Annotated in this window: 10 protein-coding genes; 7 read left to right on the top strand and 3 right to left on the bottom strand. The window is 71.8% G+C overall.

Features of this window, described 5'->3' with window-relative positions; genetic code table 11:
• Positions 1 to 278: 278 nt before the first annotated feature.
• Positions 279 to 1,739, top strand: a complete 1,461-nt coding sequence (locus O7635_RS09780; RefSeq protein WP_278080099.1) for a glycosyltransferase 87 family protein — start codon at positions 279 to 281, stop codon at positions 1,737 to 1,739.
• A 148-nt stretch (positions 1,740 to 1,887) separates the two neighbouring features.
• Here the strand turns inward: O7635_RS09780 and O7635_RS09775 are convergent, their stop codons facing one another.
• Positions 1,888 to 4,083, bottom strand: coding sequence for a hypothetical protein (locus O7635_RS09775; RefSeq protein WP_278080098.1), 2,196 nt, complete (start codon positions 4,081 to 4,083; stop codon positions 1,888 to 1,890).
• A gap of 484 nt (positions 4,084 to 4,567) precedes the next feature.
• On the opposite strand from O7635_RS09775, the gene O7635_RS09770 reads away from it, so the two are divergent.
• Entirely contained in the window at positions 4,568 to 4,768 is a 201-nt protein-coding gene (locus O7635_RS09770; RefSeq protein WP_278080097.1) for a hypothetical protein, read from the top strand.
• A gap of 165 nt (positions 4,769 to 4,933) precedes the next feature.
• Here the strand turns inward: O7635_RS09770 and O7635_RS09765 are convergent, their stop codons facing one another.
• On the bottom strand, positions 4,934 to 5,704 hold the full coding sequence (locus tag O7635_RS09765) for a deoxyribonuclease IV (RefSeq protein WP_278080096.1): 771 nt from the start codon (positions 5,702 to 5,704) through the stop codon (positions 4,934 to 4,936).
• Positions 5,705 to 5,878: 174 nt separating this feature from the next.
• Here O7635_RS09765 and O7635_RS09760 point away from each other — a divergent pair, with 174 nt between their 5' ends.
• The 5 genes from O7635_RS09760 to rplI all read left to right on the top strand — a co-directional run bounded on the left by O7635_RS09760 (position 5,879) and on the right by rplI (position 8,695).
• Positions 5,879 to 6,763, top strand: a complete 885-nt coding sequence (locus O7635_RS09760; protein ID WP_278080095.1) for a hypothetical protein — start codon at positions 5,879 to 5,881, stop codon at positions 6,761 to 6,763.
• Positions 6,764 to 7,049: 286 nt separating this feature from the next.
• On the top strand, positions 7,050 to 7,340 hold the full coding sequence (gene rpsF / locus O7635_RS09755) for a 30S ribosomal protein S6 (RefSeq protein ID WP_089250289.1): 291 nt from the start codon (positions 7,050 to 7,052) through the stop codon (positions 7,338 to 7,340).
• A gap of 82 nt (positions 7,341 to 7,422) precedes the next feature.
• Positions 7,423 to 7,968: a single-stranded DNA-binding protein gene (locus tag O7635_RS09750; protein WP_278080094.1), complete on the top strand. Its 546-nt coding sequence runs from the start codon at positions 7,423 to 7,425 to the stop codon at positions 7,966 to 7,968.
• Positions 7,969 to 7,991: 23 nt separating this feature from the next.
• Positions 7,992 to 8,231 (top strand): 30S ribosomal protein S18, encoded by a 240-nt coding sequence (gene rpsR, locus O7635_RS09745; protein ID WP_173040721.1) that lies wholly within the window; start codon positions 7,992 to 7,994, stop codon positions 8,229 to 8,231.
• Positions 8,232 to 8,245: 14 nt separating this feature from the next.
• Positions 8,246 to 8,695, top strand: a complete 450-nt coding sequence (rplI, locus tag O7635_RS09740; RefSeq protein ID WP_278080093.1) for a 50S ribosomal protein L9 — start codon at positions 8,246 to 8,248, stop codon at positions 8,693 to 8,695.
• 71 nt (positions 8,696 to 8,766) lie between these two features.
• On the opposite strand, the gene O7635_RS09735 is transcribed toward rplI, so the two are convergent.
• Positions 8,767 to 11,961: a hypothetical protein gene (locus tag O7635_RS09735; protein ID WP_278080092.1), complete on the bottom strand. Its 3,195-nt coding sequence runs from the start codon at positions 11,959 to 11,961 to the stop codon at positions 8,767 to 8,769.
• Positions 11,962 to 12,339 lie beyond the last annotated feature (378 nt).

Here is a 12,339-nt window from a genome sequence, read left to right as displayed (position 1 = left end):
GGCCGCTCGGGATCTGCAGCCTTGGCCGTCGGTGGTTTCGGCCTCGCGTGGCTCGAAGCGGTGGGTTCCGATGGTTCCGACCGCCCGGGATCCGAAGCCTTGGCCGTCGGTGGTTCCGGCCTCGCGTCGCCCGCAGCCCTGGCCCCCGGTGGTTCCGGCCGCCTGGGGGCTGAGGCCCTGGCCGGCAGCGGCTCCCAGCTGTTGCGACCAAATCGGCGCTCCGGATGGGGCACACCGGGTGGGATGCGGAAAGATGCGTCTTCGTGGGTGCAAACCTGATGCGTGAAGACGCCGGACCGGTCGACCAGCCGTCGCGCTCCGACGGCTTCGTTCGCGGGCTGTCGGAGGCGATCGGCGGACCGGTGGGCGAGCACGCGGTCGAACGCCGCGGCGGCGCTCGTTCCGGTGGTGGCTTCTGGACCGCCTCCCGGATCGTGCTGGCGTTGATGTGTCTGACGTTGGCCCTGCACTGGGTGCAGAAGTCACCGTGTCAGGACGGTGCGTGGCAGGACCATCAGCAGTACACCCGGTTCTGCTACACCGACGTCCTCGCGCTCTACTACGCCGAAGGCCTCAACGAGGGCAAGGTCCCCTACGCGGACCACCCGGTCGAATACCCGGTGCTGACCGGCGTGTTCATGGGCGCCCTGGGTCTGCCGGTGCACGCGCTGGGCCAGGACCGCCCCGAGATCAACCAGGCCCAGTGGTTCTACAACATCAACGCCCTGGTGCTGGGCGCGATCGCCGTCGGCACCGTCGGCGCGCTGTTGGCGCTGCGCAAGAGACGACCGTGGGACGCCGCGATGTTCGCGCTGTCCCCAGCCCTGCTGGTCACCGCGACCGTCAACTGGGACCTGCTGGCGATCGGGCTCGCCGTCTTCGGCATGCTCGCCTGGGCCAGACGGAAACCGGTCGCAGCCGGAGTGCTCCTGGGCCTCGGCTGCGCGGCCAAGCTGTGGCCGCTGTTCATCCTGGGCCCGATCCTGGTGCTGGCGTTCCGCACCAAGCGCTGGCGGGCCGCGCTGACCACGGTCTGGACCGGCGCCGCCACCGTGCTCGCCGTCAACATCCCGATCGCGCTCGCGTTCCCCGACGGCTGGAAGCGCTTCTTCGAGCTCAACAGCACGCGCCCGATCGACTGGGGCACGCTCTGGTACATCGGCCGCTACCTGGACAACAAGTGGTCACCCAACGACGCGGGCCCGTTCCAGTGGCTGAGCGAGCACGTCAGCACCCTCAACATCCTGACGTATCTGCTGTTCGGCATCGCCTGCCTCGCCATCGCCGCGCTAGCGATCTACGCACCGCGCCGCCCCCGTCTGGCCGCGTTGGCCTTCCTGGTCGTCGCCGCGTTCCTGATCTTCAGCAAGGTCTGGTCCCAGCAGTACGTCCTGTGGCTGCTCCCCCTCGCCGTCCTCGCCCGGCCACGATGGGGCGCGTTCCTGGCCTGGCAGGTCACCGAGGTTCTGTACTTCCTCGCCTTCTACGGCGAGCTCCTCGGCGCCTCGGGCAAACAGGTCTTCCCGGAGGGCGTCTTCGTGCTGGCCGCCACGCTGCGCCTGGCCGGCGTCGTGGCGATGTGCTACTTCGTGGTGCGCGACATCCTGCGGCCGGAGCTGGACCCGGTCCGGGCCACCTACGACGACGACCCCGACGGCGGCGACTTCGACGGAGCACCGGACCCGGGCCTCGACGACGCACCGACCGCTGACCCGGACCCGATCCCGGCCCGAGCCTGACACCCACCGGCGGCGACGGGGGAATGAACATCCCGCCGACCGCCGCCGGCCGCCACGGCCCAGACCAGGGCTTCACCGCTTCCGGCCGTGGCCACGCCCATCCGTCCGGCGCGGCCCCGCGTCTGCGGGCGAGGCTTCCGCCGTCGGTTCAGAGGCGGAAGACCACCACGGAGCCGACGTCCTCGCGGGTGATGCCCAGAGAGTCGACCGGCAGCTCGATCGCCGTCTGCAGCGGTGAGCCCGACTGGATCTGGTCGCGGACCACGATGACGTTGCGGACGCCCATCTGGCGCAGGTAGTTGATGCTGTTGGCGTCCGGGAACGTCGCGGTGACCTGACGTACCTCTTCCAGCTTCTTGGGCACGAAGCCGCTGCCGCCGTTGACGATGTCCTGGAACCGGGTCGTCGACCAGAGCATCACGTTCTCGTCGTGCAGCTGGTCGCTCGGCAGCACCAGCAACGGGCCGTCGACGGTACGCATCGCCGCCGGTTGGGCCGGGACGATCGGGTGCGGCGTCGTGTTGATGCCTTCGACCAGCACGAGCGCCAGCGGAACCAGCGTGACCAGGCGCAGCCACGGGCTCGGCCACGGTGGGATCCGGTTGGCCGACAGCTCCTTGACCCGCACGACGAACGCGCCCACCGTGCCCGCGGCCAGGATGCCGAGCAGCAGGGTGCCCCACAGCATCAACCGGCCGGGTGTGCGGATGCCGTCCCAGCCGGGCACGTGCTCGAGCAGTGGCAGATAGGTGTAGCGGCCGTCCTGGATCTCGCTGCCCATCGCCAGGACGGTGACGACCACGAGGCCGAGCAGCAGCAACAGGCGCTGGCGGAGCGTCCAGATCGAGAAGAACAGGCCGGCCAGGGCGAGGCCGATCAGCGTGAAGCCCGGCAGCAGGGTCATCTCGGGCGCCCAGCCGAGCGAGTCGCGCAGCGGGGCGTGCAGGCCGCCCCAGAGCCACGACTCCTGGGGCGCGGTGAAGAAGCCACGCAGGGGCGGCGAGTAGAGCTGGATCTCTTCGGCACCACGCCGGGCGTACGGGTGGGCGTTGGCGACCTCGAAGTAAGGGATGGCCAGCAGCCCGCCGACGGCCGCGAAGATGGCGGCGCCACCGAGGTCGGCGAAGAAGAGCTTGCGGCCGAACGGCCGGGGCTCCCGCCACACCCGGAAGCGCTTGTAGAGCCAGGTGACCAGGGCGCCGACGGTGAGCAGGGCCAGCACGTACGCGAAGACCAGGCCGATGCCGAAGCCCAGGCTGAGCTGCCACGCGGCGACCAACCACCCGGCCAGCGCCCAGCCGGCGTGCCGGCGTTCGGGCCGGTAGCCGTCGCGGAACGAGAAGCCGTGCCCACGGGCGAGCATCGCCAGGGCCAGCGGGATGCCGCCGTTGGAGATGATGTGCAGGTGGCCGGCCTGGGAGAGCAGCCATGGCGCGTACGTGTAGGCGGCCGCCGCCACCGCGCTCGCCGTGCGCCGGGCGCCGAGCTGGCGGACCAGCACGTAGGCGCCGAACGTGGCCAGCGCGTGCGCCAGCACGAACACGATGTTGTAGCGCACGATCGCCGCGACCGGCCCTTCGCCGATCATGCCGAGCGGCGCGTAACCGAGCAGTGAGTCCGAGAACGCGAACGTCCAGAGCTCGGGATAGAACGCGTTGGAGTGCCAGATCCGACCGGGGTCGGTGAGCAGGCTGTGCCCGGACCAGGACATCTGCCAGGCCTGCAGGGTCGGGTCCCAGATGTCCTGCGGAATCGTGTGGCGCGGGTAGCGCAGGGTCGGCCACGTCATGACCACCGCCGCGGCCATCGAGATCAGCGCGGCCAGGGTCCACTCATGGCGCAGGAACCGCCCGACCCGACGCCCGACCCGCGCAGCGACGGTCGGCGGCGGCTCGGTGCGCCCGGCGAACTCCGCCCACCGGTCCTCCGGCTCCTGCCCGTCCTTGGTCGCGACCGCGGTGCCCGCCTTGGCGCCCTCGTCGACCGCAGTCGAACCGGAGGCCGCGACCTTGACGTCGTCATCGACCGTCTCGTCGACCGCGTGCCTGCCACGCTGCCCAACCGACTCGGCGGTGGAGTCGGCCGGCGCTGCGTGCCGACCACCCGAGGCGGCCGCCGCCGCGGCTGGTGTCGCTGCACTGACCGCGTTGGTTGTCGTCGCGTCCGGGGTCGCTTCGCTTTCCGCGTCATCGGTCGCCGCAGAGGCCTTCGCCTCGCTGGTCGCTGCGGCGGAAGTCGCTTCGCTGGCCGCCTCGGTGGTCGCTGCGTTCGGAGTCGCTTCGCTGGCTGCGTCGCTGCTGGTTGCGGCGGGTGTCGCAGCGCCGGCCGCTGCCGCGCTCTCCACGCCTGAGCCGGACGCGCCGGCAGAAGGGCCCGCCGCCGCGGATGCGACGCTGGCGCGCCGGTCGGAACGCCGGAACGGCCACCACCGGCGACCCTTGGCACGAGCGGCAGGCTCGACCGCTCCGGCCCCCTGCGGGCTCTCGATTGCGGCAGATGTCTCCGGCTCAGCTCGGGAGCCACCGTCGACCTCGCCGCTGCGTTGCTGCGGTGTCGGCGGGGAAGACTTGGCTGACGAATCGCCGCTCTTCCTCGGCGTCGCACCGGAATCGTGGCCGGCGGACAGGGCCGCACCCGCAGCGACCGCGGCCAACTCGACGGGCGTTTCGGTGGCAGCGCCTGGCTGGTCGACCGCGTCGGTCTCCGGCCGCGCCGGCTCGCCACGCCGCGCCTCGGGCGCGACGGCGGCCCGCTCATCGTCGTCGGGCGAACTGTTCCCCGTCCGCGATGGCGCCGCTTCATCCGTGGGATGCGTCCGGTCCTCGTCGGTGCCCGATCGCGTCGCGACGGTGGCCGCGCTCGAGTCCGGCGACTCCGCCGCAGGGCTGTGCGCGGTCTTCTCCCCAGCGCGCGACCCACCCACGGAGGCGGCCGCCGACCCGTTGCCGGCGTCGACCGGCTTCGTCGGGCCTCCGGCGGCGCCGCGAGACGACCCGTTGCCGGCATGCTCGGGCGCGTCGGCCACGTAGGCCTCGTCGGGCTCCTCCTCACCGGCGATGGAGGGCCTGCGGATGGGCTCGGGTCCCGGTGCGTTCATGCCGCTCTTTCTCTCGACCGACCGGAGGCCGGGTCTCGCGGATGGCGACCAGCGGCACCACCCTGGTCCACGAGACACCCCCTAGTGCCGCCTAACGTCAGACCTTGCCGCGTAGAAACGCGATGTCGGCCGCTTGGCCCTCGACGTCGCCCGGTGTTTCGACGATGACCGGTGCGCCGGCGGCGCGCACGACGGCGATGAGCAGCTCGGGATCGATCATCCCGGAACCTAGGTTGTCGTGTCGATCCCGACCCGAGTCGAACGGGTCCTTGGAGTCGTTGCAGTGAATCAGGTCGATGCGGCCCGTGATCGCCTTGACCCGGTCGACCAGGCCCAGCAGGTCTTCGCCGCCGGCGTGGGCGTGGCAGGTGTCGAGGCAGAAGCCGACCTCGTAGTCGCCGACCGCGTCCCAGAGTCGCGCGAGCATGTCGAGCTTGCGGGCGCAGGCGTGGTCGCCGCCCGCGGTGTTCTCGATCAGCACGGGAGTGGCGAAACCGCCTTGCTCCTGGGCGTACGCGAAAGTCTTGCGCCAGTTGTCGAAGCCGGTGCTCAGCTCGTCGACGCCGCCCACGTGTCCGCCGTGGACGATCAGCGCCTTGGCGCCCACGTCGGCGGCCCCGGCGGCATGCGACAGCAACAGCTTGCGGCTCGGGATGCGGATCTTGTTGTTGAGCGTCGCGACATTGATCAGGTAGGGCGCGTGGATGTAGACGTCGACCTCGGCTGCCCGCAGCGCTTCGGCGTCGGCGCGCGGCTTGGGCGACTTGTAGCCCTGTGGATCGGTGAGGAAGAACTGCACCGCGTCGGCATCGCGGGCCGTCGCGGCCGCCAACGGGTCGGTCGAGTCGACGTGAGCTCCGATGCGCATGGTGGCGAGCCTACGTCGCGGGTACGACAACAGTGCACCGGTGCCTGCTTCCGGAATTCCTCGCAAATCGCCCAGTGGCCTGCGTCACCGGCTTACGTTCCGCTTCGTTACCCCCATAGACCAGCCGGGGGGCGAAGGAACCGCGGCACCGGCCGACCACGGGAGTTGTGAACGTTGCACGCCATCCGACGCCGTACCGTCGCGTCCGCTGTCGCCGCCTTCTTCATCGCGGGGCCGCTGGCCATCGGGGGCGCCGCCTACGCCGACCCGGCGCAGGAGACCAACAGCCAGGTCGTCTTCACCGGCGACGGGCTGCTCGGGGTGGCCTGCGGTGCCAAGCCGAGCGCCGCGTCGGTGACCGTGCCGGCCGAGAGCACGCTGCGGGTCGTCAACAACACCGGCCGCAAGGCCAAGCTGATGCTCGACGGCGCCACCCGCGGTGAGGTGGCCTCCGGCGCGACGGCCGACGTGCTCTTCCACCGCGGCCCGGTCGAGCTGGCGCTCAAGCCCGACTGCATGCTCGCCGACGAGAAGTCGGTCCGCGTCGAGGTGCTGGCCGCCGCGCCGCAACCGCCCGCGGCCGGCAACGACACGCCGGCGAACCCGCCGACGGCTCCGTTCGGCGGCGGCAACACCGCTGGCGGCGACGCGGCGGGCGACGGCGACGACGCGCCGGCCGGCGACGACCAGCGCGACGGTGACCGCCAGAACCGCGCGAACAGCGACGACGACGCGGACCCGGCGACCGCCGCCTCGCCCGGCGCCGACCCGGCCGCGAGCCCGGGCGCCGACGCGGCCAACCCCGAGGACCCGGCCAACCCGGACGCTGCCGCGCTCGCGCTGGACAGCTTCGCCAACCCCGACGGGGGTACGGGGCTCGACGGCGCGACCACGGTCGCCGGTGCGGCCGCCGAGCCGCTGGCCTCGGTCGACCCGGTCAGCGACAGCGGTCCGACGGGCCTGCTGGCGCTGATCGCGACCGTCTGCGTGGTGGGCGTGTCCGCTGGGGCAATTAGGGCGATTATCGCTCAACGTGCAAGTCGGACTCGCGCAGCGTAAACTAAATATCACCAAAAGGCTCCGCGGGGCGCCTGCGTCCAACCTCGTCGGTGTGGTCGTTCCTCCCCAGGTCCCACCCAAAGAATGCGGATTCAAGGCGCTCCGCGGCTCTGCACCAGAGGGCCCCTTCCACGGAAGGGGCCCTTGCTATGCCCGGATAGGCCGTACGCTGCGGCTCCGGTATTGTGGTGGGGTTGTCCGCACCAGAAGGGTGTTTGGGCAACGACGCACGACCTCCTGCCGCGGAAGGACCGCGGCCGCCTAGCCCATAGGAGGTGAGCACGTCTTGCGTCATTACGAAGTCATGGTGATCCTCGACCCCAGTCTCGAGGAGCGCACCGTCGCCCCGTCGCTCGACACGTACCTGAACGTGATTCGGACCGCGGGCGGCTCGGTGGAGAAGCTCGACGTGTGGGGCCGCCGGCGCCTCTCGTTCGAGATCAACAAGAAGGCCGAGGGCATCTACGCCGTCATCGATCTGCAGGCGGAGCCCGCGGCGGTGGCTGAGCTGGACCGTCAGCTGCGACTCAACGAGTCGGTGCTGCGCACCAAGGTCATCCGGCCCGAGACGCGCTGACCGCGCGATCTTTCGGCCTCCCGAACCAAGCCTCACAAACCTGTCGTACGGCTGTGCGAGCCTGTCGGCAGTGACTCGATGAGTGCACGAGGAGACGGTCATGGCAGGAGACACCACCATCACGGTCATCGGCAACCTGACCGATGACCCAGAGCTGCGTTTCACTCCGTCTGGCGCGGCGGTCGCCAAGTTCCGCGTGGCTTCGACCCCGCGGATCATGGACCGCCAGACCAACGAGTGGAAGGACGGCGAGCCACTCTTCCTTTCCTGCACCGTGTGGCGGCAGGCGGCCGAAAACGTCGCCGAGTCACTACAGCGGGGCGCTCGGGTCATCGTGTCGGGCCGGCTCAAGCAGCGGTCCTACGAAACCCGTGAGGGAGAGAAGCGCACCGTCATCGAGCTCGAGGTCGACGAGATCGGCCCGTCGCTGCGCTACGCCACGGCAAAGGTGCAGAAGATGTCCCGCTCCGGCGGGGGTGGTGGCGGCTTCGGCTCCGGTGGTGGCGGCGGCCAGGGTGGCGGCGGAGGCAACAACTTCGACGATCCCTGGGCGACGGCCGCACCGGCAGGCGCCTCGAGCGGTTCGGGCCGGTCGAACAGCTACTCCGACGACGAGCCCCCGTTCTAAACAGATCACCAGGAGCACGAGCAATGGCTAAGGCTGCTGCGCTACGCAAGCCCAAGAAGAAGGTGAACCCGCTCGACAAGGAGGGGATCACCTACATCGACTACAAGGACACCGCGCTGCTGCGCAAGTTCATCTCCGACCGGGGCAAGATCCGTGCCCGCCGGGTCACCGGGGTGACCTCCCAGCAGCAGCGGCAGATCGCGCGCGCCGTCAAGAACGCGCGCGAGATGGCGCTCCTCCCCTACACGACCACCGCCCGCTGAGAGGAGGCACCGACATGAAGGTCATCCTGACCCAGGAGGTGTCCGGTCTCGGCACGCCGGGCGACGTGGTGGAGGTCAAGGACGGCTACGGCCGCAACTACCTCCTGCCGCAGGGCTTCGGCATCCGCTGGAGCAAGGGTGCGGAGAAAGAGGTCACCAACATCAAGCGGGCCCGTGGGGCCCGCGAGATCCGCGACCTCGGCCACGCCAACGAGGTGAAGGCCCAGCTCGAGGGCCTCAAGGTCAGCCTGCAGGTGCGCGCCGGCGACGGCGGCCGCCTGTTCGGCTCGGTCACCCCGGTCGAGATCGTCGACGCGGTCAAGGCCGCGGGCGGTCCGACCCTCGACCGCCGCCGGCTGGAGCTGCCCGGTTCGATCAAGTCGATCGGCAGCTACCCGGTCAAGGTCAAGTTGCACCCCGAGGTGACGGCGAGCTTCGACGTCAACGTCAACCGCAGCAAGTAAGCAGCACGCGAAAGCGCCGCACCGGTTCTCCGGTGCGGCGCTTTCGTCTTGTCTGGTCTTGTCGCTGCCGCTCAGCCGAGCGGTTGGCCCGTGAAGATGCTGTTGAGCACGGCCGCCATGCCACCGCCGACCACCGCGGCGGCCAGGCCGACGCTGCCGGCCCGCCAACTGTGGCCGAGCCAGCGCAGCAGGATGGCCGCGATGAGGCTGATGCCCAGCGCGATGCCGAACTGCGGCACCCCGGACAGCAGGCCCTCCAGCGCCTGGGCCCGCGGCGAGTCGCAGCCGCCGCCGGTCACGTCGCTGATGCAGTCGTCCGGCGCCACGGCCGGCAGGGTCATGAGCCAGATGCCGAAGGCCAGCACGGGTACGGCGTACCAGGCGGCCGCGTAGAGCACCGCCGCCATGAAGCCGCCGTTGTCGTTGTCGAGCTGCTCGAACTCTTCCTGCTCCCACATCGCCCGGCGTTGCGGCGCCGACCGCACCGGGGCCGCCGGCTGTCGGCGGGCGGCCGGCCGGGCGGGAGCGCCCCAGCCGGGGTCGGTCGCGTCGACGGGCGGCATCGCCGCGCGGGCCATCGTGTCGGGACCGGAGCGGGGGCGGCGCGGGCCGTCGTCGTAGCCGTCCGGCTCGGGCCGCCGTGGCTCGGGCAGCCCGACCGCGGGCGAGCGCGGCGCGGTCGCGGGCGTCTCCACCCAGCGCGGATCGTCGCCGGCCAGGCGGTGACCCGACCAGAAGGCCTCGAACTTCTCCTCGGCCTCCTCGTCCTCGATGCTGCCGACCAGGCGGTCCCACTCGCTGGTCGAGGTGGTGCTGTCGTACTGGCCCGTGTCGGTCATCCGCTCCCACGAACCGGTGTCCAGGCCGTCGTCGCGGGGACCGCCCGGGCGGTGGCCGGAGTCGCGCCGGCGGCCGCGCTCCTCGGCGCGCCAGTTGCCGGTGTCCTCGGGTGTGGGGCGCGCGCCGCCGCGCCGACCGGTGTCCTCGGGCCCTCGATCGTCGCGGCCACGACGGTCGTCGCCACGCTCCGGGGGCGCCGGGTCGAGCGGCGGCATGGCCCGGCGGGACCACTCGCCGGTCATGTCGGGGTGCCGCCAGCGGTCCGAGTCGGGATCGCCGGCCCAGTCGCCGCGCCGTGCGGGCGGCTCGCTGCCGTCCGGTTCGGGGCGCCAGTCGGTGCGACCACGGTCCGGGTCGGCGCGGCGGGTGGTCAGGTCCGGGTCGTCATGGCGGCCACGGCGGCGCTGTTCCGGCACGTCGCCGGCGGGCGGGTCCGCGCGCCAGCCAGGGCCGCGGCGGCTCGCGTCGTCGTCGCGGCTCCGCCGGCTCTGCGTCGGTAGCTCGGCTGCGGCGGCGGCGTCCCGCCAGTCGCCGTATGCGGGCTCGTCGCCGGTCCGCCCCCGGCGGCTGCGGCCTGCCGGCTCGGCCGAGTCGGAATCGGCGGCGTAGGCCCGGCGGCCGCGGCCGGCCGGCTCGGTCGAGTCCGAGTCGGCGGCGTAGGCGCGGCGGCCGCGGCCGGCCGGGTCAGTCGAGTCCGAGTCGGCGGCGTAGGCGCGGCGGCCGCGGCCGGCTGACTCGCTCGGGTCCAGGTCGTCGGCCCGGCGGCGGCTGCGGCCGACCGGCTCGGTGGAGTCGGAGTCGGCCGAGTAGGCGCGGCGGCCGTGGCTGGGATGGTCGACCGGGTCGGCCTCCGCGTGCCGGCTGCGGGCGCCGCCGGACCAGCCTTGGCCGGTCTGTTCGTTGGGGTCCGTCTCGTCGCCATGGCGGTCGCGGCGGCCTCGGGTCTCGAGCGCGTCCGCATCGCGGCGGGCGCGGCGGCTGCGGACCGGTGGATCCTCGTCGTCGGCGCGGCTGCGCCGGCCGGTCGTCTCCACATAGCCGGTCGCACTCTCCGACCAGCTGGGACGGCCGGCGTCGGGGTCGGCGTGCCGCGAGCGTCGCCCGCCGGCGGCGGACTCGCCGTGCCAGGTCTGGCTCGGCTCGTCCGCATCGTCGCGCGTGGACCGACCGCGCCGACCCAGCGACGGCACCTGAACCGAACCGGTATCGGTCGGCTCCGTCTGCCAGCCGCGGTCGGCGGTTTCCGTTTCATCGGCCGCCTGCCGGCGGCGCCGGGCCCGGCTGACGGGCTCGCTGTCGCCGCCGTCCTCGCGGCGCGCCCGGCGACCGCCAGTGGCGTAGCCGACACTCGGTAGCTCGGTGTCGGTGGCCTCGTCCTGCCAGCTGCGCCGCACCGGCTCGGGGTCAGGATCGGTGTCCGCGCGCCAGCGCCGGCCAGGACCGATCTGATCGGCCTCTTCGGCGTCCTCGAGCCGCCGTCGTCCACCGCGGGGCAGTTCGAGCCCGCCGCGGGAGTCGCCGACATCGTCGCGCCGACGCCGGCCGCCGCTGGACAGCTCTATCTCGCCGAAAGCATCTCGTCGCCCGGCGCGGGAGTCACTGACGTCGTCCCGCCGACGCCGACCACCACTCGACAGCTCGATCTCGTCGTCGCCCAACCGGCTCGCGCGCGAGTCGGCGACGTCGCGCCGTCGTCGTCCGCCGCTGGAGAGTTCGATGTCGTCATCGTCGTAGCGTCCGGCCCGCGAGTCCGTGATGTCCCGCCGGCGCAGGCCGCCGCTGGGCAGCTCGATCTGGTCGTCGCCCACCCGCGTCGCGCGGGAGTCGCCGACAGCACGCCGCCGGCGCCCGCCGCTGGACAGCTCGACCTCGTCGTCATCGAACCGCCCGGCGCGCGAGTCGGAGGCATCCCGCCGCCGGCGTCCGCCGCTGGAAAGCTCGATCTCGTCATCGTCGAACCGCCCGGCGCGCGAGTCGGCGACATCGCGCCGCCGGCTACCGCCGCTGGAAAGCTCGACCTCGTCGTCGTAGCGCCCGGCCCGCGAGTCGGACACGTCGCGTCGCCGCCGGCCACCGCTCGACAGCTCGATCTCGTCATCGGCCCGGTCGCGTCGCCGCCGGCCACCGCCGCCCGTCGGCGTGATGACCTGGTCACCCGCGGCGGATCCGGGCTCGTCTTCCCAGAAGTCCTTGGGCAGCTTGAACGACGCGGTGTCCTCGAGCTGCGTGATCGCCGCCAGCTCGCCGCCGGAGGCGCCGAGCGGGTCCCACTGCGATATCGCGTCCGGGTTGGGCTCGGCCGCGGTCGGCTTGGTGCCGCGCCGGCCGCCGGTGCGCCGCGGACGGTCCTCCGGAGATCGGGGCGAGCGAGATCGCGGCGCCGTCACCGGAGTGTCGTCACCGCGCGCCCAATCCCGATAGTCCACGGCTGGAGCGTGACCTTCCTGATATCGGATCGCAGTCGCCCGTGTCGTTGAAGAAGACACAGACGCGTAGATGGTAGTCGACCGAGCGGTTGATGGCTTGGCCCGGCCGACGCGTATTTCTTTCCTCCACACCTTGGGGATCGAAGAACCGCACGTCAAACGGCCATCGGGCGACCCTGCACAGTGGTCGTACACAAGCTGTGCACAGGTATCCACACAACCTCTGACCTGCTTTCCACAGGTTGTCCAAAGGTTCGTCCACGGGCCTCTTTGCTCGATCGGTGGCCGGGCCCATATCGTTGCCGTTCGGTTCGTGACAGAACCGACGCGGCATCCCCCAGTCGTGTCGGGGGCAAACCGATCATGTTTCGGTTATAG

The organism is Asanoa sp. WMMD1127, from assembly GCF_029626225.1.
In the GTDB taxonomy this organism is placed as follows: domain Bacteria; phylum Actinomycetota; class Actinomycetes; order Mycobacteriales; family Micromonosporaceae; genus Asanoa.
This window is presented reverse-complemented; position numbering and strand designations above follow the sequence as displayed.

Bases quoted from the DNA above. Each gene is read 5' to 3' on its own strand.
- O7635_RS09780 (WP_278080099.1), top strand. From the start codon at position 279: ATGCGTGAAGACGCCGGACCGGTCGACCAGCCGTCGCGCTCCGACGGC.
- O7635_RS09765 (WP_278080096.1), bottom strand. From the start codon at position 5,704: ATGCGCATCGGAGCTCACGTCGACTCGACCGACCCGTTGGCGGCCGCG.
- rpsR (WP_173040721.1), top strand. From the start codon at position 7,992: ATGGCTAAGGCTGCTGCGCTACGCAAGCCCAAGAAGAAGGTGAACCCG.
- rplI (WP_278080093.1), top strand. From the start codon at position 8,246: ATGAAGGTCATCCTGACCCAGGAGGTGTCCGGTCTCGGCACGCCGGGC.